Origin of the sequence: Neobacillus drentensis (genome assembly GCF_036962765.1) — a bacterium.
GTDB classification, from domain to species: domain Bacteria; phylum Bacillota; class Bacilli; order Bacillales; family Cytobacillaceae; genus Neobacillus; species Neobacillus drentensis_C.
The window spans coordinates 1-18,785 of sequence record NZ_JBALOS010000083.1 but is presented as its reverse complement, the minus strand read 5'-3'; the positions used below and the strand labels follow the sequence as shown (position 1 = coordinate 18,785).

The window sequence follows — 18,785 nt, the reverse complement described above, 5'->3', positions numbered from 1 at the left end:
CTCATTTACTTATGATACGGTTCACCGCACCTATTTAAGCGGCAGTTTTTATCTGTGAAAGGCAACGGTCTTATAACAAAAAAACAGGACCAGTCACATGTCTAATATGTTTAGATTTTTTTACATTAAAAGATTTCCAATCCCCCATAATAAAACAAAACTAATTAGAATGGTTATATTGGATACTGTTCCAATGAATTTCCTATCATAATTAAATTGAACAGCATAAACTAAACTGGTTAAGGACATAGGCAAAATAAGCCCCAGCAACATAGTATATCTGAACATTTATCGAAAGGTAAAACAATGAATAAAAAAATGCCAATACATAAACCTGCAACGTACGTTAAGGTTAAGTATTTTATTGAAATAATTTTTGTCTAGAGAAAAATCTAGAAAGATTCCGAGTAATAACAGGGACAACGGCATATTGGGCTTTGAAATAACACCAGCCACATCAAGGATTACAGTCGGAAGCTGCAGGCCAATTATCCTTATTGCACAAACTGTTATATACGTCAGAAAAGGAATGGATTTGGACATTTTCACAAGCACGTGCTTGACCTCAAATGTATTGTTATCAGAGGAATAAAAACTTCCAATCATATAGGTTAATCCAAAAACAATTAAGGCATTTCCCATGTCAAACATACCAAAATATTTTATTCCTTCCTGACCCCAAATTCCTTCTACAAGTTGGTAAGCAAAGAGACCAATATTGAAGCCGGGCACCATCATTGTCATCATGCCCTTGATTTTTCTGTTTTCCTTTTTAAATGCAAAAAAACTAAGAAAGGCTAAAAAAATACCGTAAACAAGAACAGTCCCGTTAAATGCTCTAACTTGAAGTTGAACTTAATGAAATAGATGATAAGTCAAGATTCTCTTGACTTATTTTTTGATTCAAAAAGTGAAAATAACAAAACTATTACATTATTTTTTCATAAAATTAACTCACAGATAATGTGAATTTAATAAAGAATAATTACTATTATTTATGTAAAATAATTCAGATGAAAAAGGAGAGGAAATAATGAAAAAGAAAAGAAAATTAGCTGTCGGACTTGCTCTATCAATCTCTCTGGCCTCCATTCCGCTTAACTTTGTAGCGGCAGAGTCCATTCCCCAAGTCCAATCCGAGAATAAACAAGTAGAGAAAACATTTACAGTTTCATCTTCAGGTGAAGCACTGCTTGATCTAACTGCAATCGCTCCGGGTGTAGATTGGAGCAAGAAGGGTCAGGAATCAGCGGTCATCACGTTAACGTTGGATGGAAAATACAACCAGGATATTGTTCTCTTTATGGGACAACAAAAGTTCACTTACAAGGTAGCTCTTGGACACGTGGATCCGGGTGCTCATACATTGAAGGCTTCCCTTAATCTGGACAAGTCTCCAGAAGGAGCGAAACAAGTCAATATTATAAAAATGGATACAAAAGTGGTATCTTCTGATTCCGAGGATGCACTAGCCTACCGTTTTTCACCTATCCTTTATGGCCGCAATCTGTCAAATATCCCTGGCGCTTATGAAAATAATTATACCGATGTACCGCTTATGATGTATCATACCCAATCCAAGGATACAAATGGAAATATAACCATTGAATATACGGTGATTTGTTCAAACGAGGATGGCGGGACAAATACGCCGGCATTAATGGCACGTTGGGGCCGCACAACCGATATCGAGTGGATTTATCGGGTAACACTGAATCCAAATCACAAGATAATTTCGGAAAAGTATCAGTCACCGGGTCACGGAACAGTTGATTTTGACGGTTTAAAGGAACAAGACCATCCTCTTATGTACACATCTACCAGCAATAACAATTTTAGTGCCGTAAAGGCTGGAGATACGACGAGCGGATACAGATTCTTCCTAAATGTTTCCCAAGAGCTTCCTTCCAATCGCACTCGGGAATACATAATGGATCAAAATCCATGGTCCTATCAAGTCATGGCAAAGGAAATGATTCGTGAAAGAAAAATCGAACAAATTGCAAACCCTGACTCCCAGGAAGTTTCCGATCAACGCAATTACCTGTATGTAGAATTCAACAAAACGACTTCACCTGCGAATGGTTCAGCAGGAGTGGGAACAGCGATTGGCGTAAAATTGAAAGGAAATCCTAAGCTGTACATTTCTAATCATAACGTTCCGGATTGGTCGATAACACGTGACAACCCTGCAGCAACCACTGTGGAGCTTCCTGCAGGAACAACCACCAGTGATATTGAGAGCATTCAGGTAATTGCTGTTCCGTTTGATTCCAATCCGAACGATACCATTAATCCACCTGCGAACTACCAAATCACTGTAAAAGATGTCAATCGTGCCTTCATGCTGGACAGTGATTATAAACCGCAAGCATCCCTGATGGAGTGGCATGGTACACAAGTTTTAACAGCACAAAATCCGACCGCGGTTCTATGGACTGCTACGGATAAACAATAACTATAGTGAGACGGGGATGTCCAAAAAGTGGGCTTCGACTTACCTTTTGGAACCCCCTTTTCTATTTCAATAAAGCACAAGAAAATGTCTATTCTAGAAAAATGTAAATTTTTTATAGTATCCTTGACGTCGCCAATAAATCTAAACCTGTACCCTTACCTTAAGGCCAAAACGATTCATGAACCTTATGACATTGGTAGGTTAGATGTTAATTAATATAAAACTGCCTCTATTTATGATACGGTTCACCCCGATTAAATCCAAATGCCTCCTTATCACTAGAAATATACAATCCATAAAAATCATCCATATTCTGCAGGGTTTTTCTCTATATTTAATAGGCATACCGACTTTTCCATTTCCTAATCGTATGTTTTGATCGTCGGAGGTTTATAATCTAAAAACTTATCGAGTAATGCGTCTGGTTTTTCTTCAATGATTGCCATCGTGCGGAATTTTTCTTGTAAGAATTTTTGGTCGATCATATGGTCAAATAGGCTGAGCAATGGGTCATAATAATGATCAATATTAAGTAGGCCGCATGGCTTTTGATGCAACCCAATCTGCCCCCATGTGAACATTTCAAAAAACTCTTCCAGCGTTCCGGTTCCGCCAGGCAGAACAACAAATCCATCAGATAAATCAGCCATTTTTGCTTTTCTCTCGTGCATGGTTTCCACTTTAATTAAATTTGTTAATCCTTTATGTGATATCTCACGTTCTTCCAACACTCTAGGTATGACACCTATTGCGTGCCCGCCTTCGCTTAATACCGTATCTGCGACAGCACCCATCAAGCCGATACTCGAACCTCCGTATACTAAGGTAATGTTTCGTTTTGCCAGCTCTCTCCCTAATTGAATGGCTCCTCTTTTATAAGCCTCTGAAGCGCCGAAACTGGATCCGCAAAAAACAGCTATTCGTTTCATGAACCTGCCTCCCTCCTTTTCTATTTATTATAAATATATATGATTCGTATTGGGACTAGAATAACAGATATTATGGTGAAAGCGCCGGACTTCTATTAGAAGAGCCTTACATTTAAGATTTGATATGGAAACAACCAGTCAGTCGTATTACAAATGTGTTTGAAATTTTTTTCTTATACTTCCTACAATCCATAGTAAAAGAGGGATTCCTACCATATTGACCGGAAGGGCAAAATTGATCCAATACTTATTCAAATAGATGAGGCTATACGTAGGGTTAGGATAGATGACCGATATCCCAAAAAAGACGGGCACGGTAATCCAGAGCATTTTCCGCCAGTTTTTGATATGGAACAATTGTGCCGTTCCATAATTGGCTAAGAAGAAGTAAAGCGATAATTTAATAAAAATACTAAGGATCCAGACCAGAACAGCCAGGATTTCTAAGTTTTGAATAAAATCCATTACCGTAACATAACTGACTGTATCAAATGCAGGGTGACGTAGCTTTGATGCAATTTCTGGTCCCAATATCAGTAATACTCCAATAGCTACTGAACTAACAAGCAATGAAGCTGCAGCAATTCCCCAAACCGCGCTTTTTGGGCCCTTTTGGGGATGGTCCATAAACGAGAGGAGCATTAACATCATGACAGACTCCCCAAGAAAAGAGAGCGGAGTTAAGGTTCCTTTCATAATTGGCAGGAATCCCGTATCTGCAAAGATAGGCAGAAAATTGCGGTAATTAAAAATGGATACGGATAAAATCAACATAATGAGAACGGATAGGAGTACCATGGGTCCAAACACTTCGCTGCACCGTCCAATCCCTTCAATTCCTCCACTGTAAGTTATATAGATTAGTATCAAAAGCATGGTTAACACTAATATCCATACTGGTGTAGTTGGAAGAAGTATAGTAATGGTAAATTCTGAAAATTCCCTTAAGATTTCACCGATTACAGAAAACCACTGAATAAGATAAACAATTACAATAAGCATTCCGAACCACTTGCCAAAAATAAGCTTACTATATTCAACAAGTGTTTTGCCTGGATATAGAAGGGCGGCCCTTGAGGACACGTATACAATCATAATACCTAAAATTCCGGCCAGGCAATAGCATATCCAGGCATCTTGCTTAGCAACCTGAAAAGTTGGGGAAAAGGTAATCAGAATCATATTTCCCGTTTCGAAAGTAAACATCAGCCAAAAAATTTGCAGTGCTGAGAGTTTCATTTTTTGACCTCACTTTCTTTATACAACAATGAGGGCCCATTCATTCCAATGTCCGTAATCTTTACGTCGGTTTTTACTGTAATCTCTGCCTCTGAAAATTTCTTATCCCAATCATTTTTCAAAGATTTCCACATTTTTGGATTCTTTCGATGGATCACTTCGCCAAATCCAAAGATATCCAAGCCGTACTCATTTTGTACTTTTTTTATCGTTTGTTGAACTTGTTTTTGGGCATACGTTTCGAATTCCTTTTCGCGCTGTTTAAGATTATTGTGGTACTGAACGTCCAAATTTGAATTACTTTCCCTTAAGGACCCCTCGCCCTTCAAAGTGACTATGAACTTAATCTGATTAGGATGACTTATGTGCGGTTTAATTTTACTACTAATTCTGTTTAATTGGAGACTAGCATTACTATCCTTTTTTGCAATACTGATCGTAAATTTTTTCAGAATTCCCATTACCCAAAGCATATGTTTGTTTTCTTCCATATTCAAAAGTCCCCGCATTTTTAGGTTTTGATCAAAAATTGCAACTCCTGCAACCCGTAGTAGAGGTGGATTAGCTGATCCCACTTTCCCTGCTTTTTTTCCATTCTGAGAACTGCTGAACTCAAGAACAGGCAGTGTGGGGCGTAGACCGTCACTGTTAGCTGCCGACATGAAATTTAAGTAAGTCGTGTTCCCTCTTCCTCCCGATTCTTCATGTATACTTAAAGCCGCAGTAGCAGGTGGCTTTTCTAAGGGATTGGTTAGTGAAAGTGCTTCTTTAGCGGTAGCCCCCTTGATGACAAATATATCCGTTCGCAAACTAACTTCGGGACTCCTTTGATTTGCATCCATCATTTTCTTAAGTCCGCGACGGGCAAATTGTTCACCGAGAATAATTACACGCCGCTGACCAGTAAACAACTCCCTTGGAAGTTTTAACTGTATGTTATCCAAACAGTCCATTGGATTTTTTCCACTCGCAGAAATCGTAAAAAAACCCTTTTCTGTCGCTCCACCTGAACTGCCTTGGGTTTGCATATTAGAAGGAATGACAATTTGACCGCTTATTTCTACTCCGTTATTTTTTGCACTATCATAGCCTGAAGCCAGCCATATCGCCCGTTCATTTAATTCTTTGCTATCCCAGCATCCTGAAATGAAAAAGAAGGAAAAACAAAATACTAAATGAAGAATGTTCTTTTTCTTCAATCATCTCTTCCCCCTTTTTTCGGACTCGGCTTTTGACCAGGAGGAATTCGTGGTTTATTACTGCCAAAAGTAAAAATCGGACCAAACTGCATGGCCCATCGAGGCGACCTGAATAAAGTGCTCTTTAAATCCCGGGGAATCTGCGGGGCCACAGGAGTAAAATATGGAACCCCAAAAGAGCGGAGATTGACAAGATGAATGGTCAGCATAATAAAGCCCAGAGTGATACCGTATAAACCAAAGATTCCAGCTAAAATCAGCAGGACAAATCGAACGAGCCTAAGCGCAGTTCCAAGATTGTAACGTGGAATTGAAAACGAGGCAATTCCGGTTGTTGCTACGACAATGACCATGGGGGCAGACACGATACCTGCTTGTACAGCTGCCTGTCCGACGACAAGTGCTCCAACAATACTGACCGCTGAACCGACCGCTCTTGGCAGTCGAATCCCAGCCTCCCGTAACCCTTCAAACACAAATTCCATAATCAAGGCTTCAATGATGGCTGGGAACGGGACACCCTCTCGAGCTGACGCTATACTAATAAGGAGTTTAGTGGGTATTAGTTTTGGATGATAGGTTGAAAGCGCGACATATAAAGATGGTAAAAAGAGAGTCATATTAAACAAAACATAACGAACAATCCGGATGAAATTGGTATAGAAAAAACGTTCATAGTAATCCTCAACCGACTGAAGTCCATCCCAAAATGTCATTGGAGCAATGAGGGCAAACGGAGTATTATCGACGAGAATCGCGACTTTTCCTTCCAGTAAGTTGGCCACTACAATATCAGGCCTTTCCGTATTTTGAATTTGCGGGAATGGCGAAAATGGCATGTCCTCAATAAATTCCTCTATATACTCAGATTCTAGTATCGCGTCAATTTTAATACGGCCCAACCTTTTACGTACCTCTTCCAATAGTGAATCCTGAGCAATTCCCTCAATATAAGCAATAACAACATCGGTTTGAGAAAGTTCGCCAATCGAGAGGGGCTCCAATTTCAGTCTTGTGCTGCGGATCCTTCTGCGGAGAAGGGTGATATTTGTCCGGATTAATTCTGTAAATCCATCTCTTGGGCCTCTAATGGTGATTTCTGTTGCCGGTTCTTCCACATTCCGCATTTCAAATTCTGTTAAACTGACAAGTAAAGCTTCTGATTCACCTTCTAATAATATTCCGACATTCGCCTTCAAGACCCCATTAACCAGTTCGTTAATCTGTGAAACAGTTTTAACAGGAGTGGCAGATAAAAGCTGTTTCTCCATGATTTGTACAATTGATCGAATTTCACCTATATCATTTGGAATCCCCTCAAATACCATCGGTTTGAAGAGCATATTCTCCAGAGTTTTTGTGTCAGTTAACCCCTCTAAATAAATAAGAAGAATTTTAGGTTTGCCAGTTATATATATAGGACGAATGACAAAATCAGCGCAATTTTGAAACATATCTTTTAAAATTTGCTCATTTTCCGAAAGATCCGAACTGAACGGTTCGATCGTTTCTTCTCCAGGAGACAGTGAAATGATTTTCTTCCATTCGTCTAACTTTTTTCGTTTACGGAACCGAACCATTATTGGGCACCCCTTTAATTCACTGTGTATATTTTTCCAACTAAAGAGGTTTATATGCACTTTTGCTAAGGATAAGATGCAATATTTTACAATTACAAAAAAGTGGCTCACTATTCAAATTAGTCCTTAAATCACTTTAGACTGTGGATGCATGTTTTTGCTAAGAATAGAATAAAATCGAAAAAGGACAATTCCCTGGAAAGGTGATCAAAGTGAAAGAAATTACCTTTAAAGCATTTGCTGTCACCCATGAAATTGACTTGAATAAAATTGCCATCCATTGCGGGATTCCAAAAAAATTCACCTGGGAGCAGCCTTTAATCCTGAGAGGCGCTATTCTAGAATCAATCCTCCATAACTATGTAGACGATTCGCAAATGGTACTAGTCTTTTCCTTTGGCAGCATCGTCTTCATTAATCACTCCTGCGAAGATGAGATTAACAGTTTATTGCACTACATCCATTCCTTTGAACCGGACTTTGAGATTGAACATGCGGACAGATATAGCGACGACTATTGCCTTCATATCACTGAAACGGAGAACCTTGAATTGACCGATGAATATGTGGTTGTGCCTGAATATGAGGAGTTTTACCCTGAATTGATTTCTACAGTCATCGCTAAATCGGTCGCGCTTGAGAAAACGGAGGAACAACTTGGGCAAATCCATGACAAGCTCGAAACCATGATCGACAGGCTTGAGAAGGGAAACTTACGAATTGGCAACAAGGAGCTTGCCCGGACCACCGCGAAAATCGTCCGTCATGAGTATAATACCCTTGCTTATATCATGATTTTGGATAAGCCTGATATTACCTGGACGAGCAGCACAGCCAGCGAGTTTTACGACAGGATGGTGGAGTTTTTCGAGTTGAATGATCGTTATAAAATTTTGAAAAGCAAAACGGAGATTTTGTATAACATTATGGATGGTTTTTCTACCATCAGCCATTCAATCCGAGGACTATTCGTGGAATGGATTATCGTAACACTTATCGTGGTTGAGATCGTCCTGACAGTTTTGGAAATTGGCGGTTGGTTGTAAATAAAGCTAGGTTGCCACGAGTCATCTAGGAATACGTAAAGAAATGCGAAAAATGCTACAAATAACAAGAGACACCCAGCGGATTCGGGCTGGGTGTCTTTTGCTGTGATTTGATAGTAGAATCAACTCGTCTATTTTAAGCTTGCTTTCATTTCTTCTACGGATTCAACCTCAAATCCTAAATCAAGTAACATTTTGTGATCTTCCGTTTCATCTTGTCCAGTCGTGGTTAAGTAATCACCGACAAAGATGGAATTGGCTGCATACAAGCCTAATGCTTGCAGTGAGCGGAGGTTGACTTCTCGGCCTCCGGAAATTCGAATTTCCTTTGTTGGATTGATAAAACGAAATAATGCCAATACCTTTAAACAATAAAGTGGGTTTAATTCTTTTACGCCTTCTAGTGGTGTACCATCTATTGCATGTAAGAAATTAACCGGAATTGAATCCGCATCAAGAGCTTTTAAGCTGTTAGCCATATCGACTACATCTTGCTTTGTCTCCTTCATCCCTACAATGACACCTGAACATGGGGACATTCCGTATTCTTTTACCGTTTCCACCGTATTGACTCGATCTTCGTATGTATGTGAAGTTGTGATGTTTGCATGATTGCTCGCAGATGTATTGAGATTATGATTGTAACGATCTACCCCGGCTTCTTTTAATCGCTTTGCTTGCTCAGGTTTTAACAGCCCTAGACAGGCACAAACTTTCAATCCATATGTAGTCTTTATTTCTTTTACTGCGTCCACAACGTGATCTACATCTTTATTAGATGGCCCTCTGCCACTAGCAACAATACAGTACGTCCCTATATTTAAATCATGTGCACGCTTTGCTCCTTCAAGTATAGTATCCTTATCCACCATTCTGTAAGAATTAATCGGTGCTGTCGAAATAGAAGATTGAGAGCAATAGCCACAATTTTCCGGACATAGTCCGGATTTCGTATTCATAATCATATTAAGCTTTACTTTTTTCCCATAATAGCGCTTTCTGATTTGAAAAGCTGCATGCATGAGTAGCAATACGTCATCATCAGGACATTCTAAAATTGAAAGGGCCTCCTGATTGGTTACTTCCACCCCATCTAACACACGATCTGCAAGTTCCATCCATTTATTCATCTTTATACCTCCATTTTATTTCTTGTTCTGATAGGTTCTTCACTAATTGTAAACTTAAATTAATTTTTAGTTAACAATTAAATAATAGATTCATATAATTATTCTGTCAATAACATTTGGAAATATATTGTAATCATTATAAAACATTGTAAAATAAGGGTGTGGTGTTTTATTGTGACACGAAGAATCTATTGAATTGGTTTTTCTATAAAATTTTTTTGAAGGCAGGTAAACCAATGTCTAAACAAATACATAGTTCATTAAAGGTTCTGCTAGTTTCAGATTTAGAAAGATCAAAGACTTTTTATCGGGATGTTCTCGGTTGTGAGGTAACTGATTGGTGGGCGATTCGCGATGGATACACTGGGCTAGGAGTTAAGCTGCTTCAAGCCAATTCGTTAGAAGATGTATGTCCTAACAAACCTGCAAAAGGAGATATGCAGGTTGCATATGATATTTACTGCTATGTTGAAAATTGGACTGAGCTTGACGAACTTTATACTGAGTTTAAGGAGAAACGAGCTACAATTGTTATTGAGCCTTGGATTGACTCTGATTCAGGACCTTGGAAGGAATTTGCGATTGTCGATCCCGATAACTACTGCATTGCATTTGGAGGTACCAACGGTTACTAAAAGGAGTCTTTTCCATTATAGAGAACAACAGAAACCTAGAGTTCCTGTTGTTCTCTTAGAGCAATTCCTCTTTTACCATCCTTTATCCAATCTCTTTGTATTGCACCTTTTGTTTTTTAGCAATCTGTTGGTTTAACCAGCCGAGTAAATCTCCTAAAAACTTCTCGTTTCCTACTTCATCAAAGGGACGATGCTTGGCCAGAGGGTATTCAAACAACTGTTTATCCTTGGATGAAATCAGATGGAAAAATTGGTTCAGTTTTGTTGGCGGAGTAATTTTATCGTCAAGTCCGTATTGCAATAATAACGGCAATGTTAGCGATTGTGCCTGATTTTCTAAACGGGTTATTGCTTGGATCAATCCGCTTCCCAAGCCAGGCGTAACGATATTGTGACGTAAAGTGTCGGAATAATATTTCGCATGCTGCGCGGAGCTTTTCTTCACTAATCGGATCTTTCGAGCTTTATTGATACTGTAGTCTGGTTTAATTTTCCCCATAAGGGTTATACCTAATTGCTCAAACGGTTTCACTTCATAAGAAATAGCGGGGGATATCGCAATAATCCCTGAAATGCCGGTACTATGGTCCAAGGCATAGTCGAGAGTCATCAAGCCGCCAATGCTATGTCCCACAATATACAAAGGCAGATTAGGCTGATCAAGTGAAACAAGCTTACGGAACTTGTGTAAATCGCCACTAAATTCATCCCAACTCCGGATAAATCCCCTTTTACCAGCACTTTTTCCATGACCGCGTAAATCAAAAGCATAAACTATATAATTATGGTCAACCAAACTGGTACTTAGATTCTGTAGCCCTCCGCTATGATCGCCATGTCCATGAACTAAAATAACCACCGCTTTTGGAGTTGTTAATGGTTCAATTACTCGGAAGAATAGTTCCGTTCCATCAACACCATTAAATGTCCCTACTGTTGTCATTCCAAGTAATCCTCCTGTTGCAAACACTATTAATAATTATCTAAACTCCTTTTTAAGTTTAGAAAGCCTTTAAAGTTCATTTTATTATAAGGCTAGATGCCTTGTCACTGTTCGTACTCCCAAATGCCCTTTCGAGGGAATAAACTCCTCACTATGACTACGCCATAATATTAGCAAATCGTTGTATCATCGTTTTGACCAATGGACTTGTATGTTCCGGTAACTCGTGTATTGGGAAAAATCCTGCATCAATCGTCTCTTTCCTATCAATTTGAATCGTGCGATTTTTAATATCTTTTGATAAATAGGCAATCGTGACTGGATAGAATTCATCGCCATTTGGCAGCTTTCGAAAATACTGTCTACCTGAAAAAACCTCTACTAACTGAAGTTGACCAATTTCAACGCCTGTTTCTTCAAAAACTTCCCTTCTTCCAGCCTCCTCAACCGATTCCCCTAATTCTAATAGCCCGCCTGGAAGTCCCCAGACGCCTTCAGGTCTTTTTTGTAAAAGAATTTTTCCTTTTTCATCAATAACCGCCACCACAGCACCTACTAAAATAAGTGGCTGGTTTCCAATAATTTTTCGTAAATCTTCCATATAGCCCATTTGCATCCTCCAATATTTTCCTCATAATAATTATCACTAAATTAATATATACTGGTGCAACTGTGCTTGTCACTGTTCGTAAGAAAGTAGCATAATAGGGTGTCAGGCACTACCGGTTGGTGCCTGACATCCTAACGGACACCCAATTATAGGAAATCTTCAAAAATGCGCCTTTTCTTGGTATAATAGATAATGTTTTTCAGATAACACTTGAGGTGAAGATGAAATAAATAAATTAATGTATGATAATGAATTGGATATTACTCCCCAAAAAGGAATGACCTATATATATACTTATGCCTGTTCTGAAGATGAACGCTCTTTGTGTGCTTTGGAAATGCGCTCATTTTTCGGTGAGGTGTCTCAATCTAACGTCTTGGAAACTTTCCTAAAAATTGATCCAAGTCGAAGCCCTTTTATTAAGGAAAGAATTACTGTGTTATATGAGGCGGAAAGTCTTGAAAATCTTGTTATTAAGGTAGAAACTTTACAACTAAGCGGAGCAACGTTTAAAGTCACCTACGTTAAAAATAATGGACAGGCGAAAAGTAAAAAAGATGGATTCGAGAAACGACGTGGTATTGAACGAGAGATCGGATTACACGTCAATGGTAAAGCAAATCTTCGTAATCCTGATCAGTTGTTTGGGGTCATGCATATAAACGGACGATGGATATTCGGTGAGTATGTGAAAAGTGAATCGGTTTGGTTTCAACATCAAAAGAAGCCACATGGATACTCCACAGCGCTAAACACACGTGTTGCTAGAGCAGTCGTAAATATTGCCATCCCCAACCCAAACGGAATTAAGGCCATCGATCCCTGTTGTGGAATTGGAACCGTCCTAGTTGAAGCCCGATCAATGGGAATTGATATGGTCGGAAGCGATCGAAATCAGTTGATCCTTCCTGGAGCACGAGAAAACCTGGTACACTTTGGTCTTAATGGAGAGATAAACTTAGCGGATCTTCGCGATATCACCAATCATTATGATGTAGCGATTATTGATTTGCCATATAATTTATGTTCGGTGATAACCCCAGAAGAAAAGCTAGAAATGCTTCAAAGTGCACGTAGGTTTGCTAACAAAGTGGTCGTGGTCACCGTTGAACCGATCGATGAAATCCTTATAAAAGCAGGTTTTTCGATTATTGATCGAGCGGTTGCTAAAAAAGGGTTATTTATTCGAGAAGTGATTGTATGTAATTGATTGGGCTCCATTAAGATATATCGGAATCTGTGTAAAAAAAGAACTATTACTGTAACGAAATGAGGGGAACTTATGAATAAAGAGTCCATATATGGATTAACGATAGATCAATTGGCATCCTGGCTTATCGAGCACGGGGAGAAGAAGTCGAGGGCACAAAAAATTTGGGAATATCTTTATCGAAAGCGTGTCACAAATTTCTCAGATATGACGGAAGTAAATCAAGCATGTCTTCAATTACTATCAGACAACTTCGAGATCCAAACCCTACAGGAGCACATTAAACAAGAATCAGCTGATGGCACGATTAAGTTTCTGTTTAAACTGCAAGATGGCAACTTAATTGAAACGGTTCTAATGCGTCAGAAATATGGTCTTTCTGTCTGTGTGACAACGCAAGTAGGCTGTAACATCGGCTGCAGTTTTTGCGCAAGTGGTTTATTAGCGAAAAGCCGGGATTTATCCAGTGGGGAAATTGTTGAGCAGATTATGAACGTACAACTCCATCTGGACAGCAAAGATCAAGGAGAAACAGTCAGTCATGTGGTCGTGATGGGGATTGGTGAACCATTTGATAATTTTGAAAACCTATTAGACTTTATCAAGGTCATTAAAGATGATAAAGGGCTTGCGATTGCAGCTAGACGGATTACCGTATCAACCAGCGGTCTCGCGGACAAGCTTATTGAGTTCACGGATATGGGGCTTCAGGTAAATCTGGCGGTTTCCTTGCATGCGCCAAATAACGAACTTCGGACGCGTATTATGAAAATAAACCGTGCCATTCCTATTGAAAAATTAATGAAGGCGATGGAATATTACGTAAACGAAACAAACCGTCGGATAACCATTGAATATATTCTGTTGCGAGATGTAAATGATCATAAGCAGGAAGCCGAGCAACTTGCCGAACTCCTGCGTCCTCTAGGTCAGAAAGTCTATGTAAACTTAATTCCATATAATCCTGTTGATGAACATAGTCAATATCAAAGAAGTGAACAGGAATCGGTCCTGGCGTTTTATGATACGTTAAAAAAGAGCGGAATTAATTGCAAAATCCGCCAAGAACATGGGACAGATATTGATGCGGCGTGCGGACAGTTACGTAGCAAACAAATAAGAAAAGCGTAAGCACCGTAATTTCCTAAATAAAGAATTCAATAGACATAAGAGGACCGGGCAGCGATACCCGGTCTTTTTATGTCGAATCGAATTCCGACATTCTTTTCTCCATTTCCCGGGAAAAAATCCTTTTAATTGAAGGATTTTTTATATTTCTAATCAAACGTTTGGTTAGTAACGAATGATTGGGAAGCATGTCGAAGAGTGATTAATAAACGAAAAAATGCCTTTTATCGACTTGTTTTTTGATAGAAAAATACAAAAAGGTATCTAATGATATTAGACACCTAGTTTTAACTGCTTGCTATCGTTACTCGTTAAATTTTTTAAAAATCAATGTGGCATTATGCCCGCCGAATCCTAATGAATTGGATAAAACCACTTGAACATCCTTCTTCTTTGCCTCATTAGGAACATAATCTAAATCAAGTTGTTCATCCGGTGTTTCATAGTTTATAGTTGGAGGTATAATTCCTTCCTTGAGGGCTAATACAGAGAAAATGGCCTCAATTGCCCCTGTCGCTCCCAACAAGTGGCCAGTCATTGATTTCGTGGAACTTACTGATAAAGTGTAAGCGTGTTCTTTGAAAACTTCTTTAATCGCTAACGTTTCATACAAATCATTATAATAGGTGGACGTCCCATGAGCATTGATATAATCGACTTGTTCAGGGGAAATCCCAGCATCCGCTAATGCCAATTTCATTGCCCTTCCTGCACCTTCGCCGTCTGCTGCAGGTGTGGTAATATGATGAGCATCACCTGTAGCTCCATATCCAATCAATTCCCCGTATATGCTAGCACCACGGGCAATTGCGTGTTCTAATTCTTCTAGGACTACAATTCCTGCCCCTTCCCCTATGACAAATCCATCACGATTTTTATCAAAAGGCCTGCTTGCTGTTTTTGGATCTGGATTTTTTGAAAGAGCGGTCATGTTAGAAAATCCGGCAACGGTCATCTCTGTAATCGTTGCTTCTGTTCCGCCAGCAATCATCATATCCACATCCCCCTTTTGAATAACGCGGAATGCATCACCGATGGAATTGGAGCCTGAAGCACACGCCGTAACCGAACAATTGTTGATTCCTTTTGCTCCAAGTGCAATCGAAACTTGTCCAGCCGCCATGTCCGGGATAAACATGGGAATAATAAACGGATTGACCCTTCTTTGGCCTTTTTCAATAAATTTCCGATGTTGTTCCTCAAACTCACCTAAACCGCCAATGCCGGATCCAATCCAAACACCCACCCGTTCAGGTTGAATATCCTCTCCGATTTGAATCCCTGCATCCTTTACAGCCATTTGACTTGCTGCCACAGCAAACTGGCTATAACGACCCATTCTTCTCGCTTCTTTTTTATCCATAAATTCTTCTGGTACGAAGCCTTTTACTTCTGCTGCGATTTTGATATCCACTTTTTCTACATCAAATATGGTGGCAGGACCAATACCTGATACACCACTTTTAATTTGTTCCCATGTTGAATGAGCATCATTCCCCAAAGGAGTGACTGCTCCAATACCTGTAATCACTACTCTTCTACTCATTTAATGCTCTCTCCCACCTATTTATTAGGTACCTACATACGATTAGGAAATCTATCCTCCATATAGTTTAACTAATTCAGAGCGGCAGGACAAATCAATATTGGACAATGATTTGATTTAGGTTGAGTTCGAGCATCCGTTTAGTGGGTTAACATTATAGCAACTATTTTGGGCAGGTGAACGTGGTTTTCAGTTTCATGAACCCGTACATTAAGCGTGCATTTCTACCTTTTTGCGTATGGGGATCCATTTTTGAGCTGAGGCATTTCATAAATTGCTTATCACAATAGCATGGGGAATTCCCTTGGCTCAAACAGCGATCATGATGGTAGCAGCAGTTATCAACATCATTAATGGGTCTACCCGGCCCGCTGCATCCTGGGCCGCACCAACGATAGCCTGGAAAAATACATAGCGGCAGCAGGCTCTTTTTCCTACGTTTCATTCATTTCACCTCCTGAGAGTTTATTACTATATTAATATGAAAAATTACAAAACCTGATTAGACTGGTATTCTATATAGGGTTTTGACCCCAGTGTGTCAGTAGAGTATCTGCCATTCGTGTGTGAATGAAATAAACAAATGATTTGTTTTTACTTGCTGGAACATGGTTATCTAACAAGCTATGTTGGAATATAAATAAACAAATAGCTTTAACATTATTAAATTTTTCACTTGAAAGGGGAATCGATTCTTATGGATTTTTGCATTTCATGTGGGAGTGAATTGTCCAAGTATGAGAGGAATAGAAGTGAATGTTGGGAGTGCATGGATACGACCACTGAAGCTTATACAGAAGAGGAATAATTTTATTCGCACTAACTATACATTGAAAATAAAATTGGCCCCTAGTCCTTAAAAAGGATAGGGGCCAGTGTATTTTTTAAAGCGTCGGTTTTATTGACTGGTTTTGTAATCTAACCTTACATTGTAAAACATCTTCTTAAGTACATCCGAATACTTATTATAAAAACTCTGATTCATTGTGGCACTTAAATGAAATTCGATATCACCATTAATGATGAGCCCATCAATGGTTATTTCAGAACCATTGTTTTCTTCTAATAAATAAGCGTCAAAACCCGTGTTTGTTTTTATTTTTTTATAATTAGAAAAGTCCCCCGCATACTCTTCCATATAATTACTTCCAGAGGCAACTACCTCTGCATCATTTCCTTGATACAGCGCCCTTCCATCACCATTTGTCGGTTCAGGCCCTAAAACCCAGCTCTTTGGATAGTTAATCGTAAAACCAAATCTCCCGTTATGGTAGGTTTTCCAGCTAATTTGATTCTTTTTCCTTTCCTCCTCGATTCGTGCAGCTGCTGCAGCCTGCCTCTTTATTTCTTCATTTGCAGCTAATTCCAATCTATCTACTTCCTCTGAAAAAGTAGTTAATGCCTCTTTCGCCCCTTCATCTTGTTTTAATTCACTAATGAGTTTTTGAGCTTCCTTGTACTTCTTTTCTCTAATAAGGAGTTTAATTGTTTCTACTTTTCCTGAGATTACATTAAATTGGGCCTTTCCTGCCTCTGCTGTTTCTAAATATTGCTTTATTTCCTTTTTAATGCTGCTCGATAAATTCTTTTCTTTGAGCAGGGTATTCCCTTTCGTTAAGGCTTCATCCCAATGTTGATTTTCTACACCTGCTTGAACTAGAGCCAGCGTTTGTAATGTTTGATAGATTTGCTTTGCCTCTTTATCATTTGGTTTTTCCTCTAATGCTAGTTCAAAAAGGCCGAGCGCTTTCTCATTCTCCCCTTTTGCCAATGCCAATTTTCCTTGTTCAAGGGCTTTATCGTATGTGTCATTACCGCATCCAGCTAACAGAATGCTTGAAAAAACGATTATCAATAGTTTTCTCATATTTGTCTCTCCTATATTAGTGTCCTAAACGGTCATCATATTTTCGAAAGGTGCCAGTCATCTGATCTAAGTTTAATTAGTTACATCCAACAATACTTTTCCTTTGTTTAGACGGCTTTCTATTAATTCGTGGGCTAAGGCCGCATCTTTCAATGGGAAGGTATGCCCGATTTTTATTTGTAAACTTCCATTTGCTAGATATTCGAAAACATGTTGTGCGGTGTCCTCTAGTATTTGCGGATTAAGCTTTCTTGTTGTACCTAGGCTAAATCCGAGGATGGATCGACAGCTGGAATGTAATTCACTCGTTTTAAAATTCCCCGCAATACCACTGGAATTCCCAAAATGGACTAAGCGTCCATAAAGGGCAAGGCATTCTAGACTTTTTTCCGAAACCCAACCGGCAACTGAATCGAGAATTATATTGATCCCTTTGCCATCTGTCAGTTCATTTACTTGTGTGGCAAAATCCTCTGTTTCATAGCAAATGACATGATCCGCTCCTGCCTCCAGAGCAACCGATGCCTTGACTTCATTACCAACTGTTCCAATCACTTTTCCAGCACCTAATAGCTTTGCTAATTGAATGGCGGTTGTGCCCACTCCTCCTGCAGCCGAATGGATGAGGACTGTTTCGCCTTTCTCGATTCTCGCAATGTCAGCAAGTAGTTTGTAAGCTAAAAAAGAAACGGTCGGACATGCAGCTGCTGTTTCAAACCCGATACGATCTGGAAGGGCAAAAGTAAGAGTTTCCTCTGCGACGACATATTCAGCATAGGAGCCGTTTGCAGGGAAGGCGACCACTCTTTGTCCAACCTTAAAACGTTGAACCTCCGAACCGACACTTTCGATGACCCCCGCAGCATCCAATCCCGGAACAAACGGAACCTTTCCGCCGCCCTTTTTACCGTACCTTGTTTTAATATCCGCAAAGTTCACACTAGTCTTTTCAACCTTTATTAATACCTGTGAAGGTTTAATACTTGTAATCTCAATTTCTGTGTAGTTAAGAACCTCAGGACCCCCGAATTGCGTCGCGATAATTGCTTTCACCATTTTTCCTCCCTTTTTAGATATCCATCGTCAGTTGCCTCGTTTTAGAAATATTTTACTATTATTATAGTATAAGTAAATCAGTGGTAGGAATAGAAAGAGTCTATTAAACCTCATTGGAGTTACTCTTTAATTGAAGAATGCTGGGTGGGGGATTAGGGACGGGGGTATCTGAAATTAGCCTTGGCGGGGGATTCGGACAACTTTTACTG

16 protein-coding genes are annotated in these 18,785 nt (G+C 39.4%); 5 read left to right on the top strand and 11 right to left on the bottom strand.

Going from position 1 to position 18,785, the window contains the following annotated elements:
* Positions 1 to 1,033: 1,033 nt before the first annotated feature.
* On the top strand, positions 1,034 to 2,458 hold the full coding sequence (locus V7137_RS12120) for a hypothetical protein (RefSeq protein WP_335698325.1): 1,425 nt from the start codon (positions 1,034 to 1,036) through the stop codon (positions 2,456 to 2,458).
* A 362-nt stretch (positions 2,459 to 2,820) separates the two neighbouring features.
* On the opposite strand, the gene V7137_RS12115 is transcribed toward V7137_RS12120, so the two are convergent.
* The 4 genes from V7137_RS12115 to V7137_RS12100 form a co-directional block, all read right to left on the bottom strand.
* Positions 2,821 to 3,387 (bottom strand): TIGR00730 family Rossman fold protein, encoded by a 567-nt coding sequence (locus tag V7137_RS12115; RefSeq protein ID WP_335698324.1) that lies wholly within the window; start codon positions 3,385 to 3,387, stop codon positions 2,821 to 2,823.
* A gap of 147 nt (positions 3,388 to 3,534) precedes the next feature.
* Positions 3,535 to 4,626, bottom strand: coding sequence for a GerAB/ArcD/ProY family transporter (locus V7137_RS12110; RefSeq protein ID WP_335698323.1), 1,092 nt, complete (start codon positions 4,624 to 4,626; stop codon positions 3,535 to 3,537).
* A complete protein-coding gene (locus V7137_RS12105; protein WP_335698322.1) occupies positions 4,623 to 5,825 on the bottom strand; it encodes a Ger(x)C family spore germination protein in 1,203 nt (400 codons plus the stop codon). The genes V7137_RS12110 and V7137_RS12105 overlap by 4 nt, the downstream gene beginning before the upstream one ends.
* On the bottom strand, positions 5,822 to 7,405 hold the full coding sequence (locus tag V7137_RS12100) for a spore germination protein (RefSeq protein WP_335698321.1): 1,584 nt from the start codon (positions 7,403 to 7,405) through the stop codon (positions 5,822 to 5,824). The genes V7137_RS12105 and V7137_RS12100 overlap by 4 nt, the downstream gene beginning before the upstream one ends.
* 212 nt (positions 7,406 to 7,617) lie before the next feature.
* On the opposite strand from V7137_RS12100, the gene V7137_RS12095 reads away from it, so the two are divergent.
* On the top strand, positions 7,618 to 8,451 hold the full coding sequence (locus tag V7137_RS12095; protein ID WP_335698320.1) for an RMD1 family protein: 834 nt from the start codon (positions 7,618 to 7,620) through the stop codon (positions 8,449 to 8,451).
* Between the two features lie 131 nt (positions 8,452 to 8,582).
* Here V7137_RS12095 and bioB read toward each other — a convergent pair whose 3' ends face one another.
* Positions 8,583 to 9,581 carry a biotin synthase BioB gene (bioB, locus tag V7137_RS12090; protein WP_335698319.1) on the bottom strand — a complete coding sequence of 333 codons (999 nt, stop codon included), beginning with the start codon at positions 9,579 to 9,581 and terminating at the stop codon, positions 8,583 to 8,585.
* A gap of 236 nt (positions 9,582 to 9,817) precedes the next feature.
* On the opposite strand from bioB, the gene V7137_RS12085 reads away from it, so the two are divergent.
* On the top strand, positions 9,818 to 10,216 hold the full coding sequence (locus tag V7137_RS12085; RefSeq protein WP_335698318.1) for a VOC family protein: 399 nt from the start codon (positions 9,818 to 9,820) through the stop codon (positions 10,214 to 10,216).
* An 82-nt stretch (positions 10,217 to 10,298) separates the two neighbouring features.
* Here the strand turns inward: V7137_RS12085 and V7137_RS12080 are convergent, their stop codons facing one another.
* Positions 10,299 to 11,159, bottom strand: coding sequence for an alpha/beta hydrolase (locus tag V7137_RS12080; protein WP_335698317.1), 861 nt, complete (start codon positions 11,157 to 11,159; stop codon positions 10,299 to 10,301).
* A 157-nt stretch (positions 11,160 to 11,316) separates the two neighbouring features.
* Positions 11,317 to 11,769 carry an NUDIX hydrolase gene (locus V7137_RS12075; RefSeq protein ID WP_335698316.1) on the bottom strand — a complete coding sequence of 151 codons (453 nt, stop codon included), beginning with the start codon at positions 11,767 to 11,769 and terminating at the stop codon, positions 11,317 to 11,319.
* Between the two features lie 238 nt (positions 11,770 to 12,007).
* Between V7137_RS12075 and V7137_RS12070 the strand changes: the two genes are divergently transcribed.
* Together V7137_RS12070 and rlmN are read left to right on the top strand one after the other, a co-directional pair.
* Positions 12,008 to 12,979, top strand: coding sequence for a TRM11 family SAM-dependent methyltransferase (locus V7137_RS12070; RefSeq protein WP_420490120.1), 972 nt, complete (start codon positions 12,008 to 12,010; stop codon positions 12,977 to 12,979).
* A 72-nt stretch (positions 12,980 to 13,051) separates the two neighbouring features.
* Entirely contained in the window at positions 13,052 to 14,110 is a 1,059-nt protein-coding gene (rlmN, locus tag V7137_RS12065) for a 23S rRNA (adenine(2503)-C(2))-methyltransferase RlmN (RefSeq protein ID WP_335698314.1), read from the top strand.
* Positions 14,111 to 14,411: 301 nt separating this feature from the next.
* Here rlmN and fabF read toward each other — a convergent pair whose 3' ends face one another.
* The 4 genes from fabF to V7137_RS12045 all read right to left on the bottom strand — a co-directional run bounded on the left by fabF (position 14,412) and on the right by V7137_RS12045 (position 18,573).
* Entirely contained in the window at positions 14,412 to 15,653 is a 1,242-nt protein-coding gene (fabF, locus tag V7137_RS12060) for a beta-ketoacyl-ACP synthase II (protein WP_335698313.1), read from the bottom strand.
* A 163-nt stretch (positions 15,654 to 15,816) separates the two neighbouring features.
* A complete protein-coding gene (locus V7137_RS12055; RefSeq protein WP_335698312.1) occupies positions 15,817 to 16,098 on the bottom strand; it encodes a phospholipase in 282 nt (93 codons plus the stop codon).
* Between the two features lie 453 nt (positions 16,099 to 16,551).
* Positions 16,552 to 17,520 carry a hypothetical protein gene (locus V7137_RS12050; protein WP_335698311.1) on the bottom strand — a complete coding sequence of 323 codons (969 nt, stop codon included), beginning with the start codon at positions 17,518 to 17,520 and terminating at the stop codon, positions 16,552 to 16,554.
* 72 nt (positions 17,521 to 17,592) lie between these two features.
* The gene (locus V7137_RS12045) at positions 17,593 to 18,573 is read right to left on the bottom strand and encodes a quinone oxidoreductase family protein (RefSeq protein ID WP_335698310.1); all 981 of its coding nucleotides are present in this window, start codon (positions 18,571 to 18,573) and stop codon (positions 17,593 to 17,595) included.
* Between the last annotated feature and the right edge of the window lie 212 nt (positions 18,574 to 18,785).